Origin of the sequence: Prochlorococcus marinus XMU1404 (assembly GCF_017696175.1) — a bacterium.
Classification (GTDB): Bacteria; Cyanobacteriota; Cyanobacteriia; order PCC-6307; family Cyanobiaceae; genus Prochlorococcus_A; species Prochlorococcus_A marinus_X.
This window is the reverse complement of sequence record NZ_JAAORE010000001.1, coordinates 202,088-221,217: the sequence shown is the minus strand read 5'-3', so window position 1 is coordinate 221,217 and position 19,130 is coordinate 202,088. Positions and strand designations below refer to the sequence as shown.

Sequence of the window (19,130 nt, the reverse complement as noted above, 5' to 3'; positions counted from 1 at the left end):
TTAGTATTATAGATTCATTAAAGATTTTTTATTGTGAACAAACGTTGGAGAAACGTAGGGCTGTACGTCCTAGCTGTGATTACAGTTATTTTCATAGGTACTTCTGTTTTTGATAAACCTAGTACAGAAAATGCTACTAAGACCTTAAGATATAGTGATTTTATAGAGGCGGTTCAAGATAAAGAAATCAGTAGAGTTCTAATTTCTCCAGATAATGCCACAGCTCAAGTTGTTGAAAATGATGGGAGTAGATCTGAAGTCAATTTAGCTCCTGACAAAGATTTACTGAAAATCCTAACTGATAATAATGTAGATATAGCAGTAACCCCCACAAAATTAGCTAATCCTTGGCAACAGGCTATAAGTAGTTTAATTTTTCCAGTTCTTTTAATAGGAGGACTATTTTTTCTTTTCAGAAGATCCCAAAGTGGGAACGCTGGTGGAGGTAATCCTGCAATGAGTTTTGGCAAGAGTAAAGCTAGACTCCAAATGGAACCATCTACACAAGTGACTTTTTCAGATGTTGCAGGTGTTGAAGGCGCAAAGTTAGAATTAACCGAAGTAGTAGATTTTCTTAAAAGCCCAGATAGATTTACAGCAGTCGGAGCAAAAATTCCTAAAGGAGTTCTTCTCGTTGGCCCTCCAGGGACAGGAAAAACATTATTAGCTAAAGCTGTTGCTGGAGAAGCAGCAGTTCCCTTTTTCTCAATATCAGGTTCAGAATTTGTAGAGATGTTTGTTGGTGTTGGTGCCAGCAGAGTTAGAGATCTTTTTGAGCAAGCTAAGAAAAATGCACCTTGCATAGTTTTCATTGATGAAATAGATGCGGTGGGAAGACAAAGGGGTGCTGGTATGGGTGGAGGAAATGATGAAAGAGAACAAACTTTAAACCAACTCCTTACAGAAATGGATGGTTTCGAAGGTAATTCTGGAATAATAATAGTTGCTGCGACCAATAGACCTGACGTTTTAGATTCAGCTTTAATGCGTCCCGGAAGATTCGATAGACAGGTAACTGTAGATAGACCTGATTACGCCGGAAGATTACAAATACTAAATGTTCACGCAAAAGATAAAACACTTTCCAAAGACGTGGATTTAGATAAAGTTGCGAGAAGAACTCCAGGCTTTACAGGTGCTGATTTAGCTAATTTACTCAACGAGGCAGCAATACTAGCAGCTAGAAAAGATCTTGATAAAGTAAGTAATGATGAAGTCGGCGATGCTATTGAAAGAGTTATGGCTGGACCTGAAAAGAAAGATAGAGTTATTAGTGATAAGAAAAAAGAATTAGTTGCTTATCATGAAGCTGGTCATGCGCTTGTAGGAGCATTGATGCCTGATTATGATCCTGTTGCAAAAGTCTCGATTATTCCTAGAGGTCAAGCTGGAGGTCTGACATTTTTTACCCCAAGTGAAGAAAGAATGGAGTCAGGTCTCTACTCTCGTTCTTACCTTCAAAATCAAATGGCTGTAGCACTAGGAGGAAGAGTTGCTGAAGAAATAGTCTATGGAGAAGAAGAGGTCACCACTGGAGCTTCAAATGATTTACAGCAAGTTGCTAATGTAGCCAGACAAATGATCACTAAATTTGGCATGAGTGACAAAATAGGTCCAGTTGCTTTAGGTCAATCTCAAGGTGGAATGTTCTTAGGAAGAGATATGAGCTCTACAAGAGACTTTTCAGAAGACACTGCTGCAACAATTGATGTAGAGGTTTCTGAGCTTGTTGATGTTGCTTATAAGAGAGCTACAAAAGTTTTATCAGACAATAGAACTGTTCTTGATGAAATGGCCCAGATGCTTATCGAGAGAGAAACAATAGACACTGAAGATATTCAAGAATTGCTTAATCGTTCAGAGGTTAAAGTCGCAAACTATATCTAAACTAATAATTTAAATCTTAATGAATAATAAAGAAGATTCTTTTTCGGAGATACTGAAAATAGAATCTTTTTTTTTACTTATAAAACCTGAAGATAGTATTTACTCAAATAACTATATAAGAAATTTATTTTTCGAAGAATTAGACAGCTTAGTAAAATTAGGATTAAAGAATATTGAGATAAGTTGGTCTAAAAATGAAAATTGGTTGAATTTTGTATCTGATATCAAAATCAAATATCCAAGAATTAATTTAGGCTCTGCCTCCATAGTAAATATGCAATCAATAGAGGATTCTTTAAAAATTGGATTAAATTTTTCGATGATGAAATTTTGGGATAAAGATCTTTTCAATTATGCGAGGTCAAGAAATTATTTATTAATTCCTGGTATTAATAATTTAAAACATCTTAAGGAGGCGATAGATTTAAATTGCAACATTATCAAAATTTACCCAATAAAAAGTAAAGATAGTTCGATAGATATACTCAACTATAAAAATATTGATTTCATTGCTGCTGGAGGACTATCAATCAATGATTTAAAAACTTATAAATCTTTAGGGTATAAAGCAGTCGTAATTGGAGATAAAGCAATCAAAAATAAAAAATTTGATCCAAAAATATTTGAATGGCTCAAAAATAATTAAGTTAAGGATAAATATAATTTATTCAACAAAACTACTACTTATTTATTAAGTCACATTGAGCATGATTCAGAAGCAAATGATCAGCAAGTACTAAAGCTACCATAGCATCAACCATAGGAACTGCTCTTGGTAGAACGCATGGATCATGTCTCCCTTTTGCTTTCATCAAAACTTCTTTACCTTTAGCATTTACTGTTTTCTGTTCTTTCCCGATGGTTGCTGTTGGTTTAAAAGCTATCTTCATATCGATATTTTCACCATTACTTATTCCGCCCTGTATACCTCCTGAATTGTTTGATATTGTTCTTAACTTACTAATATCATCAGACTTGATGAAGGCATCATTATGTTCGCTTCCTTTTAAATAAGTTCCAGAGAAACCTGAACCTATTTCAAAGCCTTTCGTGGCAGGCAAAGACATCAAAGCCTTCGCCAAATCAGCTTCTAATTTATCAAAAACAGGCATTCCAAGACCAGAGGGAACATTTCTTACTAGACATTCAATAACACCACCGCAAGAGTCTCCTTGACTCTTTAATTCCTTAATTCTCTCTATCATTTCTGCTGATACCTTTTCATCAGGACATCTGACAATATTAGAATCTATTTTTTTGAGAGAAATCTTCTCTTTATTTATATCAGAATCAATATCATGTATACGCTTTACCCAAGATAGTATTTCAGTTTTACAGAAGGTTTTTAATAATTGTTTTGCTACAGCACCAGCAGCTACTCTCCCAATTGTTTCTCTAGCAGAGGCTCTTCCACCGCCAGAACTTGCCTGAATTCCATATTTCAGATGATATGTACCATCTGCATGAGAAGGTCTAAATACCTGCTCCAAATTATTATAATCTCCTGGTCTTTGATCCTTATTTCTTACCAACATTGCTATTGGAGTTCCAAGTGTTAACCCTTCCTTTATCCCACTTAATATTTCAATTTTATCTTCTTCATTTCTGGGTGTTGTAATGTCACTTTGGCCAGGTCTGCGCCTATCTAATTCATTTTGTATCAGATTTATATCTATTTTTAACTTAGGTGGACATCCGTCGAGGATAACTCCTACTGCACCCCCATGTGATTCTCCAAAAGTACTGACACGAAAAATTTTTCCAAAACTACTACTCATAGAAATATCAAATGTTTTATCTATATATAAACATTATATGAAAACAATTGAAAATTAAACAAAAAAAAGCCCCCAAAAAGGGGGCTTGTAAGTTTAAGAACTTTAAGCTTAACCTATAGCTGGAGCTGAAAGAGCTACTGTTGTAGACTCAGCTGCTGCTAGATCAAGTGGGAAGTTGTGAGCGTTACGCTCGTGCATTACTTCCATACCTAGGTTTGCTCTGTTAAGAACGTCACCCCATGTAGGAACAATCTTACCGTTTGCATCAACAACTGACTGGTTGAAGTTGAAACCGTTAAGGTTAAATGCCATTGTGCAGATACCCATTGAAGTTAACCATACACAAACAACTGGGAATACAGCTAGGAAGAAGTGAAGACTTCTGCTGTTGTTGAAACTTGCATATTGGAAGATCAAACGACCGAAGTAGCCATGAGCTGCAACGATGTTGTATGTTTCTTCTTCTTGTCCGAACTTGTAACCATAGTTCTGAGACTCTGTCTCAGTTGTTTCTCTGATTAGAGATGAAGTAACAAGTGAACCGTGCATAGCTGAGAATAAAGATCCTCCGAACATACCAGCAACACCAGCCATGTGGAATGGGTGCATAAGAATGTTGTGCTCTGCTTGGAAAACAAACATGAAGTTGAATGTTCCAGAGATACCTAGAGGCATTCCGTCAGAGAATGAACCTTGACCGAATGGGTATACAAGGAATACTGCGAAAGCTGCTGAAACTGGTGCAGAGTATGCAACACAGATCCAAGGACGCATACCTAAACGGTATGAAAGCTCCCACTGTCTTCCCATGTATGCTGAGATACCAATTAGGAAGTGGAAAATTACAAGCTGGTAAGGACCACCGTTGTATAACCACTCATCTACAGTAGCTGCTTCCCAAATTGGGTAGAAGTGTAGACCAATAGCGTTAGATGAAGGAACAACTGCACCTGAGATGATGTTGTTTCCGTATAGGAATGAACCAGCAACTGGCTCTCTAATTCCGTCGATGTCTACTGGTGGTGCTGCGATGAATGCAACGATGAAGCAAGCCGCTGCTGTAAGAAGGCATGGAATCATTAAGACGCCGAACCAACCAACATAAATTCTGTTGTTAGTTGATGTTACCCACTCACAAAACTGTGGCCAACCTTTTAACAGCGAAGAACGCTGCTGCTGAATAGTTGTCATGAGTTCGTAAAGTATGTCTCTAAAGTGAGACGTGTAAATAAAAACGGAAAATAAATTCCGCTCCGATGATTTTAGACCAAAATCGCTAAAAATGTGTAAATTATTTTTTTGTAGGTAAAGTTATTTTTGCGAAATACAAGAAAAGAAACTTCGTGTCTTAATATTTTCTTTGTTATTGGTGATTTAACTTGGTAATAATCGAATGGCTTCTTAACGGAAAAAGATCGAAAGAGGTAGTTTCCTTAAAAGAGGCTAGGTTTAGAAGACTGCAATTAGAGGGTTTTGGAGCTGTTATTTATTGGAGCGAAAGGATTTAGGTTTAACAAGATTAAAGTTGATAAAAAAAACATTAAGTATTAAATATTAAATAAACTTATCTATTAAATAAAAAATCCTTATCTAATAAAAGTCGTTTATTGTTCTGGTTTCTTAATTTAAAGACTTTCAAACTCCTGAACCCATTGTTTTTTGGAACAAATCACTTCTTTTGTTGTGTAGCTCATCGCAATTTTTTTTTCCTTATAAGCGGCTTCTCCAATAAAAACAGGCCAAATCAATTGATCTCGGTCATATTTGTGAATTATTCCCTGGCTATCAATAAATAATGGATCTCCTTTTTTTATCATTTTCCAATCTTGGTTTATTCTCTCAGGATGAATTAGGCCATCAATATCTCCTTTTTCATCTCTTAGATAATCTATACTCCCTTGATGAACGTGAACAACCAATTCCTTTGGAAGTTCTATAAGTTTATTTTTTAATTTATCTATCTCTTCCCTAAGGGAGCTAATTATTAGAGAGAATCTATTCACGATGTTTGGATCATAAAAATTTTGTGCGACAGCCCCTATTTCAATAACTAAACCGCATGGCCAAGCTTCTACAAGAAAGCCTGTTTGGACTTTATCTTTTTCATGTAAATAAATAGGCAATCCAAATTTGTTCTGCAGTAATGCAGCTAAACAAAAATCTTTGGATCTCCTCCCATACAAAACAATACTTGTTCCCATATTTGCAGTAGTAGTATGCAAATCGATTGCAATTTGACAGGGTTTAGATCCGTTAATTCCAAATTCATCTACTAAAAAATTAGCTCTATTAGTCTCATAAGAGCTATTCTTATGTTGATCAAAATTTTCACTTTCTTTAAAAGATCTATTTAAATCTACATCTATATATCTGTACCCTTTTTCATAGGCAAAAGGATTACCTATGATGTACTCATACTCAATACCATAATTTAGCCTATTTTCCTTTCTATTAAATTGCTTAACCGCCCACACAGGATTAATTTCATTCCCATGGGTGCCTGAAACAATAAGTATTCTTTGAACAGTCATTTTTTCTTTAAAAATAAAATCTCATGCAAAATAAATACCTTATAAAGGCCTCCAGAAAATTCTGGATTTGGTTTTGGACCCAATTAATGAATGGCTTCGCACCATCGGATTTACATGGTAATTATAAAAGACCTAAAGGTATAACAATTGATAGTGAATACGATATTAATAATGCGAGTGGACAAATTTATTTATTGGTAGGGAATTCTTGTCCATGGTGTCAAAGAACTTTACTCGTCCACGAAATAAAACATCTATCTAAAAAAGTTAAAGTTATTTTTTTAAAAGCAGATATTGAGCATGGCGAATGGATTTTCAATACAAAGATTAAGGGATGTATGAGACTTTCAGACCTTTACAAAAAAGCTAATAAAAAGATTATTTTTAGAGCGACATTACCTGTTTTAATTAGCTTTGTAAAAGATGAAGTAAATATTCTATCTAATGAAAGTTCACAGATTATAAGACTACTCAATTTAATAAAAATTCAATCAAAATATCAGATATTAACTATTAAAGACTGTAATCAAAAATTTTTAGATTTAGTTAATAACAGCATTAATGATGGCGTATATAAATGTGGTTTCGCCAGAAACCAGTCAGCTTATGAAAAAGCAAGTCAAAATCTTTTCTCAGCTATAAATGAAATTGAGAATTTACTACAGAAAAATAAGGGGGACTGGATATTTGGAGAAGAGTTAACCTACGCAGATATTTACCTTTTTCCAACGCTTATAAGATGGGAATTGATATATAGCAAACTTTTCAAATGTACTGAACAAGAACTATCAAGTTTTGAAAAGATTATTGAATGGAGATTAAAATTCTTTAAATTATCTAACGTAAATAGGACATGCTTCGACAATGAATGGAAAAAAGATTACTACAAAGCTTTATTCCCTTTAAACCCAAATCAACTAATCCCAGTTTTACCATCGCTAGAGGAAATAATGAGGTTAGAGTCCGAAAAAATATAAAAATCAATTTCAAAAAAAAAAATAATGTTGTAATGAACACTTATTTAGTTCATAGATAATGCAATTTCAGTAGAAATTAACTATGTTATGTATGTCTACTAAAGTACGAAAAGCTTAAAATGAAATCCATTGACGAACACATCCAAAAAGATCAATCGGAAATCGAATCTGCAAAAGCAGAGGGCAATCTTCCAAAGGTCAGACATTTAACTGAAGAGCTAAAAGAACTCGAAGAATATAAGGGTCATCATCCAGAAGATAAACATGACCCTAATGCTTTGGAATTATTTTGTGACGCCAACCCAGACGAACCAGAATGTCTTGTTTATGATGATTAAGTTTTCTTAATTATTAGATAATGCATAAAAAAAAGGGCTTTTTGAGCCCTTTTTTAGTTCTTGAATTCTTTTAGTAATCCATATTAAAATCTGATGGGCTACCTGTCAGAGAACATACCACCGACTCTTCATTTTTCATTTCCTTAACTTCTACAATCGGTCTTCCCATTTTCTTAAGAACCTCAATATCTTGAATGGTTTGACATCTAGCTATTATTTTTCCTTGTTTATCAAAACAACTATAGAAATTCATATTATGTTTAAAGAATTATCTTATTTATGGCTAATTTTCATTATTAAATCAAGTGTATTTATTTACAAAAAAATTTTTAATTTAAGTTAGATCCTTTTCCACACTTCAGAAAGCAGTGAGGATAAACCTTTTTTTAAAGATGAAGAAATAACTAAAACTTTCTTTTTTGATAAATCTTCTAACTTTTTTGTAATTATTTTCAAATAATCATCATCTACCAGCTCCATTTTATTTAACACTATTATCCTCTCTTTATCTAAAAGACCTTTCCCATATTTTTTTAATTCCTGCTCAATAATCTCAAAATCATGTAAAGGATTTTCTGCAATTGCATCAATTAAGTGAACAAGTATCTTCGTTCTTTGGATGTGCCTTAAAAAATCATGCCCTAAACCTACTCCATCAGCTGCACCTGATATTAATCCTGGAATATCCGCAAAAAGGCAACCATTCCCATCAATTTTTCTTACTACACCTAAGTTAGGTATTAGAGTCGTGAAAGGATAATTTGCAATTTTTGGACGGGCAGATGATACAACGGAAATCAAAGTACTTTTCCCAGCATTTGGAAGGCCTATAATCCCAACCTCTGCAAGAAGTTTTAGTTCTAATTGAACCTCCCATATCTCACCATCTTTTCCTTCAGTAAATGATTCTGGGGCTCTATTTTGATTACTTAAATAGTAAGCATTACCATGTCCACCTCTTCCTCCAATGGCAATAGTTAAACTTTGTTTATCTTTAGTTAAGTCTCCTAAAATAATACCAGTTTTAATATCCCTTATTTCTGTACCGCAGGGAACTTTAAGGATTCTATCCTCACCTGAAGCACCTGATCTCTTATTAGGACCTCCTTTGCATCCATCTTCAGCAATTATTTCACGTTTAAATTTGAAATCTAATAATGTTTGAAGATTATTATCAGCCATCAAAATAACTGAACCCCCTCTGCCACCATTTCCCCCCGAAGGTCCTCCAGCAGGAACGAACTTTTCTCTTCTAAATGAAACTATTCCATTTCCACCTTTTCCAGCTTTAAGAATAATGTTTGCTTGATCAATAAATTGCACTTAATTAAGCTTATTAAATTGTTTTCTAGGTATTTTAAATTTTATTTTATCCACGCAATACTGCAACCAGGTCCGCCTTCGTTGTTGGCTGCATCTTCAATCTTATCAACATAATTTAAACCTGATAACCAATTTCTTAGTCCTTTTTTTAATTTCCCTGTGCCAATTCCATGAACAATCCATAGCGGTCCATGAAATTTTCTAATTTTCTCCTCAATAATTATTTCGGCTTCATGAACTCTTAGTCCTCTTACGTCAATTGTATTTTTACTTGTTCTAATTTTAGAAAAAGAAAAATCTTCTCTTGTAGACTTGATCTCAATTTTTGACATTTTGAAGTTAGGCTTTTCTCCATTAATACCTTCAAAGTCATTTACAGATAATGTGCTTCTGAATGAACCACATTTAACTTCGTAAAAACCACCTTTTTTATCTAAATCTACAATTTGTCCCGTACTATTTAGACTTTTAATTTTTACAAAATCGCCTACCTGAGGATCCCACGATATTGACTTTTCAAATTTTTTTTGGGTTAGATGTTCCGTCTCAATTTCCTTTAATCTTTTTCCAATAATTCTCGTATCCTCTCCATTGACATTTTTATCTCTTAATTTTTTAATCAAATCTATTACCTCTTTTTTAGCGGATACAATATGTTTTGATAATTTAGACCTTTCAATTTCCTGGATTTTTTCAGCATTTATTTTTTGATATTCATAATTTCTCTTCAGTTCATCATGTAATATTTCAGTTCTTGCAATGAGTTCTGCAGCGGCTTCTGCAGAATTTTGTTGTTTAATCCTCTCTTCCTCAAGTCCTTTGATAATACTGTTAATATTATCAACTTCTTTTGGCTTTAGATAATTTGCAGCTTCATTGAGTATGCCTTCATCGAGACCAATTCTTTTTGAAATTGACAAGGCATTACTTCTCCCAGGAATACCCCAGTTGAGTATATATTTTGGTTTCAAAGAATCCTCATCAAAGGCAACTGATACGTTTTCAAATCTTGAGTCATTATATTTTAGAGCCTTAATATCTCCATAATGTGTAGTTGCTAAAGTGATATCAGATTTATTTGCAAATTCTTTTAATAAAGCCATCGCAAGAGCACTTCCTTCAAGAGGATCTGTACCTGATCCAATCTCATCTAACAAAACAACTGATAATCCTTTCTTATTATCAAGTGAATCTAATATCTCTTTTATGCGGGATATATGCCCACTGAAGGTAGATAAATTTTCTTCTAATGATTGATTATCTCCTATATCGACATATATTTTTGGACAAAAAGGGATAATAGGATTATGAGTTGAGGGTATCAATAATCCTGCTCTAGCCATAAGTAAAGACAAACCTAATCCTTTTAAAGCTGCCGTTTTACCTCCAGTATTTGGCCCTGTAATAGCTACAACCTTAATATTTCTGTTTATATGAAAATCGATAGCCACTGGGGGAGGAGCTCCTTTTTTCTTATGTTCCCAAATCAATAACGGATGAGAAAAACCAATTAAAGAAATAATAGGATTTTTCTCAAACTTAGGAGTTCTTCCTCCAATCCATTTCGAATATCTTGAACGAGTTAGTGCATTTTCTAATCTCAATAAAATGGATGCCATTTCAAGAAGATTTTCTGAATTATCACTAACAACTTGGGACCATTTCTTAAGTAATTTAAATTCTTCTGCGGTGATTCTAGCCTCCAAAGAAGCAATCTTATTACCTTTATTTACTACACTATCAGGCTCAAAATATACTGTATTTCCTGAAGATGAAGAGTCATGAATTATGCCTTTAAATTTATCTACATAATTAACTTTCACTGCTAAAACAGGCCTACCATATCGATCCCCAATAGTTGTATCTTGCAAATAAGCTAAATTCTTTTGGATAAATGTCTCAACTAATATTTTTCTTTCAAGTTTCTTAGATAATAATTCTTTTCTAAGAATAGATAGTTCATTACTCGCATTGTCTGAAATCCTTCCATTAGATTCAATACCTTTTTTAAAAATCGTTTCGATATTCTGATGGTCAATTAAATTTTTTGTAAATGATGAAATATAAGGCCTTTGTTCAAAATCTAATAAGATTTTTTTTAAATTTCTTGCTGCAGCAATTGTTTTCGCTATTTCTAACAACTCAAAAGATGAAATTACACCTCCCTTGGAACAAATTTCAATATTTCTACTAATATCAAATACACCAGAAAAACTAATTGATTTATCTAAATTATTTTCTAGCTCAGTTATTTCAACAGTTTCATTCAAAAGTCTTTTAGATGATTCGTATTCTGAAGGAATACCAAAACTTAAAATTGTTCGTTTACCCATTTCCGTTAGGGCGAATGAAGATAAATGCGTTTTTAATGAATCCCACTCTAAAAGGCTTATAGATTCTTCTTCTAAAGTGTTATCTGAATATGATTTTTTAGAATAACTTTTCTCTTGCATACAAAAAAAAAGAATCAAACATTCGATTGAATTCCTTCAGGAGGAACATAAAGCATCTCAAGCCAGTTTCCTTCAGTATCCTTCATATAAAAAGATGCTGTTCCATCTCTATGCTCATGTAAAGGCCCAACTTTTACACCAGAATTTTTTAAATCATTTTGAATATTTTCCACTTCTTTTTTATTTTCAAAATGAAAAGCAACGTGCGGCCCTGCAGCTTTATAGCTAGGGCCTAACAACGCAAGTCCATCTTTCCCTTTACCAACTTCTAAATAAGACCAATCTTTATCGTCCCAAACTAAATTCATACCAAGCTTAATATAAAAAGATTTCGCCCTTTCGAGATTCTCTACTCTAAGTGCAATGTGACCAATCCTATTTACTCCTTGTGAAAACTTCAAAACAAAGCAGTTAATTTATTACTTATCTAAGAATAAACCAAATTTTTATTAATAATGAGTTTTTAATTATCCTGCAACCATTGAGATGCATCACAAGCATGATAAGTGAGTATTAATTTTGCTCCTGCTCTTTTAAAACTAAGCAATGTTTCTAAAACAATATCTTTTTCGTTAATCCAGTTCTTCATAGCAGCAGACTTTACCATGGAATACTCCCCACTAACGTTGTATGCAGCTATAGGTTTATTTGAAAAAGTGCTTAATCTATAGACAATATCCAAATATGAAATTCCTGGTTTTACCATCAAAATATCAGCTCCTTCATACTGATCCAATGCAGATTCAATTAAAGCCTCTTTTGAATTGGCAGGGTCCATTTGATATGTAGACTTATTATCTGGAATTATTTTCTTACTATTTTCTCTAGGAGCCGAATCTAAAGCAGTTCTAAATGGTCCATAATAAGCAGATGAATATTTTGCTGTGTAACTAATAATACCTACATCACTAAATCCTTGACTATCAAGAGCAGCTCTGATAGCTCCAACTCTCCCATCCATCATGTCACTAGGGCCAATAAAATCTGCTCCAGCTCTTGCTTGTGTTAAAGCTTGTTTTTTTAAAATTTCGATTGTTTCGTCGTTCAATATTTTTCCAGTTTCATCAACTAATCCATCATGACCATCACAAGAGTATGGGTCCAAGGCAACATCTGTCATTATTGCCATTTCTGGAATCTCTTTTTTTAATATTCGAATAGCTTTAGGAATTAAACCGTCTTCATTAAAACATTCTGCTCCATCTTCAGTCTTTAAACTATCGTTAATTTTTGGGAAAAGAACCACACACCTTATCCCCAATTCCCATGCCCTAGCAACCTCCTTTATTAAGCCATGAATATCCCATCTATAAGTTCCGGGCATTGCTGAAATTTCCTCTTTAAAATCTTTTTCATGAATAAATAATGGATATATAAAGTCCGAAGGCTTTAAATGGTTTTCTCTTACCATTTCTCTAATTGCTTCAGTTCTTCTTAATCTTCTAGGACGAATAATCGAATTCATTTGAATATTATTTAAATTGAAAAATATTTATCTAATACATTAATCGCTCGCCTCGCACATAAATCAATCAGAGACTACTTTTGTTCAGGAAAATTAACTAAAATTTATTTAGTAAGAGCAAAAAAAGTTACAAAAATATTTTGCACAAACTTCATTTTTCACAAATTTACGTCATAAAGAGATAATATCTTTTAGTTAAGTGTTTATTTTAAGGAGAGTATCTTTGAAAATAATTAATGGATTTCATCTGAAGAATGTAAGAGGCGATATTCTTGGAGGGATCACAGCTGCAGTGGTGGCTTTACCTCTCGCTCTTGCTTTTGGTAACGCTGCGTTAGGACCTGGCGGAGCAATTTATGGACTATATGGGGCAGTAGTAGTTGGTTTTTTAGCAGCATTATTCGGCGGGACACCAGCTCAAGTTAGTGGGCCTACCGGTCCCATGAGTGTAACTGTTGCTGGTGTAGTAGCAGGCTTAGCAGCTGTAGGAGTTCCAAGAGATTTATCTGCAGGACAAATTTTACCTTTAGTGATGGCAGCTGTAGTAATTGGCGGCATACTACAAATATTATTCGGGATTCTAAAACTAGGGAAATACATTACGTTAGTTCCATATTCTGTTGTCTCAGGATTCATGTCTGGTATTGGAGTAATAATCATTGCGCTTCAGATTGGTCCATTACTTGGAATTAGCACTCGAGGGGGAGTAGTCGAATCTTTAACTACTGTATTTTCAAATTTCCAGCCCAATGGTGCTGCTATTGGAGTAGCAATAATGACACTAGGAATAGTATTTCTAACTCCTAGAAAAATAAGTCAATGGGTGCCTTCTCCTCTATTGGCCTTATTAATAGTAACTCCAATATCAATTTTAATTTTTGGAGACGGAGCTATTGATAGAATTGGAGAAATCCCAAGGGGCGTACCATCTTTAAATTTCCCAAGTTTTAATCAATATTTTCCAATTATTTTCAAGGCAGGATTAGTCCTCGCTGTACTTGGCGCTATTGACTCTTTACTGACATCTCTAGTAGCAGACAATATCTCTCAAACAAAACATAATTCAGATAGAGAACTTATTGGTCAAGGGATAGGTAATGCTATTGCAGGTCTGTTTTCAGGTTTACCTGGAGCAGGAGCAACAATGAGAACAGTCATAAATGTTAAATCTGGAGGCTCAACTCCCATTTCTGGTATGGTTCACTCTGTCGTATTATTAATAGTCTTAGTTGGTGCTGGACCTTTAGCTGAGCAAATACCAACTGCTTTGCTAGCAGGTATCCTTATAAAAGTAGGTTTAGACATTATTGATTGGGGATTCTTGAGGAGGGCTCACAAATTATCTTTAAAAACTTCAGTAGTAATGTACGGCGTACTTCTAATGACTGTTTTTTGGGATCTAATTTGGGCAGTTTTAGTCGGTGTATTCATAGCAAATATGCTCACTATTGATTCAATAACCGAAACCCAACTAGAAGGAATGGATGAGGATAATCCTTTATCAAAAGATGATCAAGCTAAAAATGCATTACCTGATGATGAAAAAGCACTCCTAGATAGATGTTCAGGGGAAGTAATGTTATTCAGACTTAAAGGACCACTTAGTTTTGGAGCAGCAAAAGGTATATCTGAGAGAATGATGCTAGTAAGAAACTATAAGGTTTTGATATTAGATATCACTGATGTGCCAAGACTTGGAGTGACGGCGACTCTGGCAATTGAGGATATGATGCAAGAAGCAAAAAATAATTCTAGAAAAGCATTTGTTGCTGGTGCGAATGAAAAAGTAAAGGATAGATTAGCTAAGTTTGGAGTTGAAGGCATCATTCAGACAAGAAAAGAAGCTTTAGAAACCGCTTTAAATGAAATAGCCTAATAATTTATGGAAATAAATCCAATTCTGCAAAATGTATTAGCCCCGCCAGTTCTTTTCTTTTTAATTGGAGCAATATCAGTAATCTTTAAATCTGATTTAGAAATACCAGCTCCATTGCCTAAACTCTTCTCCTTGTATCTGCTATTAGCTATTGGGTTTAAAGGAGGTATAGAGATACAGAAAAGTGGGTTTACTGATCAAGTATTGCCGACTTTAAGCGCTGCAATACTAATGTCACTTTTAATCCCGCTGATTGGATTTTTAATTTTAAGATTTAAATTTGATGTCTTTAATTCAGCAGCAATAGCAGCAGCATATGGTTCAATAAGCGCAGTTACATTTATTTCTGCAGAAAGTTTTTTAGAAAGTCAAAAAATAGCTTTTGATGGGTTTATGGTTGGCGCCTTAGCTTTAATGGAATCACCTGCAATAATTGTTGGATTATTACTAGTAAAATTTGCAGCTCCAAAAAATAGACCAAAATCAAGAAAAATGCATCTAAGCGCAATATTACATGAATCCCTTTTGAATGGATCTGTTTATTTATTACTTTCAAGCTTAATTGTGGGATTTCTGACTGCTTCCAGTAATCCCTCTGGTATTACAAAAATGGAGCCATTTACTGGTCAATTATTCTATGGAGCAGAATGCTTCTTCCTATTAGATATGGGAATAGTCGCTGCTCAAAGATTACCTAGGCTGAAAAATGCAGGTTCGTTCTTGATTGGCTTTGCAATTTTCATGCCTCTATTTAATGCATTTATAGGTGTTTTTGTTGCAAGATTTTTATCATTAGGACCTGGCAACGCACTTTTATTTGTGGTTTTATGTGCAAGCGCCTCTTATTTAGCAGTTCCTGCAGCTATGAGGATGACAGTTCCAGAAGCTAAATCTAGTTATTATATTTCAACAACACTAGGTCTAACTTTTCCATTCAATATAGTTCTTGGCATTCCCATATACATGAGTTTAGTAAATACCATTATCCCACTTTCCCCTTTATAAAAATGAAAAGATTAGACCTAATTTTTAGTGAAAGAGAACTTGATGCAATCATTAAAACTTTAGAAAAAGCAAATGTTCCCGGATATACAGTTATGAAACACGCCACAGGCAGAGGGCCTGAAAGAGTTGTTACTGAAGATATGGAATTTACAGGATTAGGAGCAAATGCTCATGTAATTGTTTTTTGTGAGCAAGAAATAATAGATAAAATGAGAGATAACATCAGGGACGATTTAAGCTACTACGGAGGAGTCGCTTATATTTCTGAAGCAACACCCCTTTAAATTAAGGAAGAAATATTTATTTTTAAGAATGAATCCAATCGACTCTTATATTTTTTCTACTATTTAGATATCTATCAATTGACATTGCAGCTATACATCCATCAGAAGCCGCAACTACGGCTTGCTTGAATGGTGTATTTCTTATATCTCCAATAGCCCATACTCCATCAGAGTTAGTAGACATAAAGTCATCCACAATAACTCCTCCGTCTTCTTTTAAAGCAATTTGATCCCCTAAAAAATCAGTAATAGGCTTTGAACCGCTCATATAGACAAAGACTCCATCTAAATTTAAGTTGATAGGATTTTCTTCTTGTTTATTTTTTACAACAACCCCATTCACGCCCATATCATCACCTAATATTTCCAATAATCTTGTTCTACTCCAATGTTTTATATTTGAATTATCCATCAATTCCATCGCTTCTTCATTGTCTGATTTAGGATCACTTGATGTAATCCAATGCACAGTTGATGCAAATTTAGTTAAAACAGTTGCCTCTTCAATTGCCTCCTTGTTCACTCCAACAACGGCGACTTCTCTATTTTTATAAAAAGCCCCATCACATGTAGCGCAATAACTTACTCCTTTGCCAAGATAATCAGATTCACCCTTAAATGAAGCAGGCCTACCCATGGCTCCACTTGCAAGTACAAGTGCTTTAGCTTTGAAAGTGCCTTCTGGTGTATAAACCATTTTCCATTCTCCACTAGCGTCTATTCCAAAAACTTGTGCTCTTCTATAGTCTGTTCCGTATTGCACAGCCTGTTCTCTCATTAGGGTAAGTAATTTATCCCCACTTATATCAACAGGAACACCGGGGTAATTAGCTATTTGATGAGTTATCGCTAAGGCGCCAACAGATGGATTTTTATCTAAAATTACTGTCTTTAAGTTTGAACGAGATGTATAAAGTGCGCAAGTACATCCGGCAGGACCTCCTCCGATAATAACTACATCTGACTCAATGATTTCCAATTTAATAAAACTCCTTTTAATAGCTAATTAGATGAGTTCTTGGTTAGAAGATATCTTTAATGTAAATACCTAACCTTCATATAGATATAAGTTAAAAGAAAAAAAAGAAAAAAGCATAATATAGAAACAAACTTACATAGGAAAATATAAAAAATTAATTATCAAAATGATCAGTTACGTGAAATGTTCTGTATTGATCTATTATTAGGTCATATAGAAAAAATCAATTGCCGTAGAAACATTATATTTTTCATGACCAACTCTGATTACCTTTTAAAAGCTGCTATTAAGAAATTAACCGAAAAATTAAACGAGATATTATTTGAAAAAATTGAAGAAGCAACAAATATTGCTCAGGATGCTCCAGAAATTCTTAAAAAAGAATTTGATAGCTTGAAAGAATCCATAATCGAAGAAGCCTCAAGAATGGAGAAAGCCGAAAATATTCAAGAAAATGAGTCCACAAATTCTTCTAAAGATTCCAAAATAAAAAAAGCTTTAAATGAAATTGAAGGTATCCATAAGCAAATTGATCTCATTAATAAAAAGATAAATAATCAAATTAAATGAGTTATCACATTCTTCGTTATCTTTTAAAAAAATTGAAGAGGGCCTTTCTTATTTGGATAACTCTGATTTTGCTTTTAATAAATTTATGGATAGATAATATTAGATTTACAATTTTTCAAACTAAGAGCAATGAAAAAAGTAAGGTCCAAATTAAAAGAGCTAGGTGGTTTACTAATCAATTAATAAAGCTTGGTTCAGCATTTATTAAAATTGGGCAACTATTATCAGCGAGACCTGATTTAATTCCTAATACATGGATACAGGAATTGTCTAAATTGCAGGATCAAGTTCCTAATTTTTCATTTGCCCAAGTTGAAGAAACTATTAGAGAAGAACTTGGATCTAAGTTTAATGAAATAGATGAAATAATAATTGATCCGGTTGGATCAGCTTCACTTGCTCAGGTTCATAAGGCAACTTTAAAAGATGGTAAGAAAGTAGCATTTAAAGTCCAAAGACCCAATTTAAAAGAATTGTTTATTATCGATTTAGGCATAATGCAGCAAATAGCAGGTTTGTTGCAGAAAAATAAGAATTGGAGTCGAGGTAGAAACTGGGTTGAGATTGCTAAAGAGTGTAGGAAAGTTCTCATTAAGGAACTTGATTTTAATTGTGAAGCACAATATGCAGCAAGATTTAGACAGCAATTTCTTGATGATGAAAACATTGTAGTTCCTGAAGTAATTTGGGATATGAGCAGTGAAAAAGTACTTTGTTTAAGTTATCTAGAAGGAACAAAAATAAGCGACTTAGAAAAATTACAAACACAAGAAATTGATTTACCAAAAATTGCAGAAATAGGTGCAATAAGCTATTTAAAACAATTAGTAAATTACGGTTTTTTTCATGCAGACCCTCATCCAGGGAATCTAGCAGTTTCAAATGAAGGTAAATTGATTTTTTATGATTTTGGAATGATGGGCAATATCTCAAATAATCTTCAAACAAGATTAGGGGGGATGGTTAAGGCTGCTGCTTTAAGAGATGCCTCATCACTTGTTAGTCAATTACAACAAGCTGGGCTAATTTCAAAAGATATTGATGTAGGACCAGTCAGAAGATTAGTTAGATTGATGCTTAAAGAAGCCTTAACTCCACCATTTAGTCCAAATATTATTGAAAAATTATCTGGAGATTTATACGAACTTGTTTATGAAACACCATTTCAACTGCCAGTAGATTTAATCTTTGTGATGAGAGCTCTATCAACTTTTGAAGGAGTTGGTAGAATGCTTGACCCAGGGTTTAACCTTGTATCAGTGACCAAGCCTTATTTAATAGAACTTATGACTTCAAATAATCAAACTCCCAACGATTTAATTAACCAATTTGGAAAACAAGTAGGTGAACTAGGATCGAAAGCTGTTGGAATTCCAAAAAGAATAGATGAAAGTTTAGAAAGATTAGAGCAGGGCGATTTACAATTGCAAATAAGAATGGGAGAGTCTGATCGGCAATTCAAAAAAATGTTTACTGCTCAAAAAACTTTAGGCCATTCAATTCTTATAGGAAGCTTATCAATTGCATCTGCTTTACTTGTAACTAATAAACAAAATAATTTTGCATTGTTGCCACTTTTTTTTGCACTACCAATAAGTATTGATTGGATAAAATGCCAACTAAGTATGAGAAAAGGCTCACGTTTAGAAAAACTTAAGCGCTAA

General features: G+C 33.8%; 19 protein-coding genes. 10 read left to right on the top strand and 9 right to left on the bottom strand.

Features of this window, described 5'->3' with window-relative positions; translation table 11 throughout:
• The first annotated feature begins 33 nt into the window (after positions 1–33).
• Both ftsH and HA144_RS01165 read left to right on the top strand, forming a co-directional pair.
• On the top strand, positions 34–1,887 hold the full coding sequence (gene ftsH, locus HA144_RS01170; RefSeq protein WP_209041715.1) for an ATP-dependent zinc metalloprotease FtsH: 1,854 nt from the start codon (positions 34–36) through the stop codon (positions 1,885–1,887).
• 19 nt (positions 1,888–1,906) lie between these two features.
• Positions 1,907–2,533 carry a bifunctional 4-hydroxy-2-oxoglutarate aldolase/2-dehydro-3-deoxy-phosphogluconate aldolase gene (locus HA144_RS01165; protein ID WP_209041712.1) on the top strand — a complete coding sequence of 209 codons (627 nt, stop codon included), beginning with the start codon at positions 1,907–1,909 and terminating at the stop codon, positions 2,531–2,533.
• Positions 2,534–2,567: 34 nt separating this feature from the next.
• On the opposite strand, the gene aroC is transcribed toward HA144_RS01165, so the two are convergent.
• Together aroC and psbA are read right to left on the bottom strand one after the other, a co-directional pair.
• On the bottom strand, positions 2,568–3,665 hold the full coding sequence (gene aroC, locus HA144_RS01160; protein WP_209041711.1) for a chorismate synthase: 1,098 nt from the start codon (positions 3,663–3,665) through the stop codon (positions 2,568–2,570).
• Positions 3,666–3,773: 108 nt separating this feature from the next.
• The gene (gene psbA, locus HA144_RS01155; RefSeq protein WP_002805533.1) at positions 3,774–4,856 is read right to left on the bottom strand and encodes a photosystem II q(b) protein; all 1,083 of its coding nucleotides are present in this window, start codon (positions 4,854–4,856) and stop codon (positions 3,774–3,776) included.
• Positions 4,857–5,044: 188 nt separating this feature from the next.
• On the opposite strand from psbA, the gene HA144_RS09540 reads away from it, so the two are divergent.
• A complete protein-coding gene (locus tag HA144_RS09540) occupies positions 5,045–5,173 on the top strand; it encodes a hypothetical protein (RefSeq protein ID WP_011817716.1) in 129 nt (42 codons plus the stop codon).
• Positions 5,174–5,290: 117 nt separating this feature from the next.
• Here HA144_RS09540 and HA144_RS01150 read toward each other — a convergent pair whose 3' ends face one another.
• Entirely contained in the window at positions 5,291–6,196 is a 906-nt protein-coding gene (locus HA144_RS01150; RefSeq protein WP_209041709.1) for an aspartoacylase, read from the bottom strand.
• Positions 6,197–6,219: 23 nt separating this feature from the next.
• Between HA144_RS01150 and HA144_RS01145 the strand changes: the two genes are divergently transcribed.
• On the top strand, positions 6,220–7,173 hold the full coding sequence (locus tag HA144_RS01145; RefSeq protein WP_209041707.1) for a glutathione S-transferase family protein: 954 nt from the start codon (positions 6,220–6,222) through the stop codon (positions 7,171–7,173).
• Positions 7,174–7,292: 119 nt separating this feature from the next.
• The gene (locus HA144_RS01140) at positions 7,293–7,511 is read left to right on the top strand and encodes a CP12 domain-containing protein (RefSeq protein WP_209041705.1); all 219 of its coding nucleotides are present in this window, start codon (positions 7,293–7,295) and stop codon (positions 7,509–7,511) included.
• Between the two features lie 70 nt (positions 7,512–7,581).
• Here HA144_RS01140 and HA144_RS09490 read toward each other — a convergent pair whose 3' ends face one another.
• The 5 genes from HA144_RS09490 to hemB form a co-directional block, all read right to left on the bottom strand.
• Positions 7,582–7,764 carry a hypothetical protein gene (locus HA144_RS09490; protein ID WP_011862263.1) on the bottom strand — a complete coding sequence of 61 codons (183 nt, stop codon included), beginning with the start codon at positions 7,762–7,764 and terminating at the stop codon, positions 7,582–7,584.
• 86 nt (positions 7,765–7,850) lie between these two features.
• Positions 7,851–8,834 (bottom strand): GTPase ObgE, encoded by a 984-nt coding sequence (obgE, locus tag HA144_RS01135; RefSeq protein ID WP_077141841.1) that lies wholly within the window; start codon positions 8,832–8,834, stop codon positions 7,851–7,853.
• Positions 8,835–8,875: 41 nt separating this feature from the next.
• Entirely contained in the window at positions 8,876–11,287 is a 2,412-nt protein-coding gene (locus HA144_RS01130) for an endonuclease MutS2 (RefSeq protein ID WP_209041703.1), read from the bottom strand.
• Positions 11,288–11,301: 14 nt separating this feature from the next.
• Positions 11,302–11,688, bottom strand: a complete 387-nt coding sequence (locus HA144_RS01125) for a VOC family protein (RefSeq protein WP_209041701.1) — start codon at positions 11,686–11,688, stop codon at positions 11,302–11,304.
• Between the two features lie 62 nt (positions 11,689–11,750).
• Positions 11,751–12,752: a porphobilinogen synthase gene (hemB, locus tag HA144_RS01120; RefSeq protein WP_209041699.1), complete on the bottom strand. Its 1,002-nt coding sequence runs from the start codon at positions 12,750–12,752 to the stop codon at positions 11,751–11,753.
• Between the two features lie 223 nt (positions 12,753–12,975).
• Here hemB and HA144_RS01115 point away from each other — a divergent pair, with 223 nt between their 5' ends.
• Genes HA144_RS01115 through HA144_RS01105 form a run of 3 tightly spaced genes read left to right on the top strand, consistent with a single transcriptional unit; the run spans position 12,976 to position 15,917 of the window.
• Complete coding sequence (locus tag HA144_RS01115) at positions 12,976–14,628, top strand: SulP family inorganic anion transporter (RefSeq protein WP_209041697.1); 1,653 nt, start codon at positions 12,976–12,978, stop codon at positions 14,626–14,628.
• Between the two features lie 6 nt (positions 14,629–14,634).
• The gene (locus tag HA144_RS01110) at positions 14,635–15,633 is read left to right on the top strand and encodes a sodium-dependent bicarbonate transport family permease (protein WP_209041695.1); all 999 of its coding nucleotides are present in this window, start codon (positions 14,635–14,637) and stop codon (positions 15,631–15,633) included.
• Between the two features lie 2 nt (positions 15,634–15,635).
• A complete protein-coding gene (locus HA144_RS01105; protein WP_209041693.1) occupies positions 15,636–15,917 on the top strand; it encodes a P-II family nitrogen regulator in 282 nt (93 codons plus the stop codon).
• A gap of 22 nt (positions 15,918–15,939) precedes the next feature.
• Here the strand turns inward: HA144_RS01105 and HA144_RS01100 are convergent, their stop codons facing one another.
• Positions 15,940–16,896 (bottom strand): NAD(P)/FAD-dependent oxidoreductase, encoded by a 957-nt coding sequence (locus HA144_RS01100; protein ID WP_209041691.1) that lies wholly within the window; start codon positions 16,894–16,896, stop codon positions 15,940–15,942.
• A 252-nt stretch (positions 16,897–17,148) separates the two neighbouring features.
• On the opposite strand from HA144_RS01100, the gene HA144_RS01095 reads away from it, so the two are divergent.
• Both HA144_RS01095 and HA144_RS01090 read left to right on the top strand, forming a co-directional pair.
• The gene (locus HA144_RS01095; RefSeq protein ID WP_209041689.1) at positions 17,149–17,466 is read left to right on the top strand and encodes a hypothetical protein; all 318 of its coding nucleotides are present in this window, start codon (positions 17,149–17,151) and stop codon (positions 17,464–17,466) included.
• On the top strand, positions 17,463–19,130 hold the full coding sequence (locus tag HA144_RS01090) for an ABC1 kinase family protein (RefSeq protein WP_209041687.1): 1,668 nt from the start codon (positions 17,463–17,465) through the stop codon (positions 19,128–19,130). The genes HA144_RS01095 and HA144_RS01090 overlap by 4 nt, the downstream gene beginning before the upstream one ends.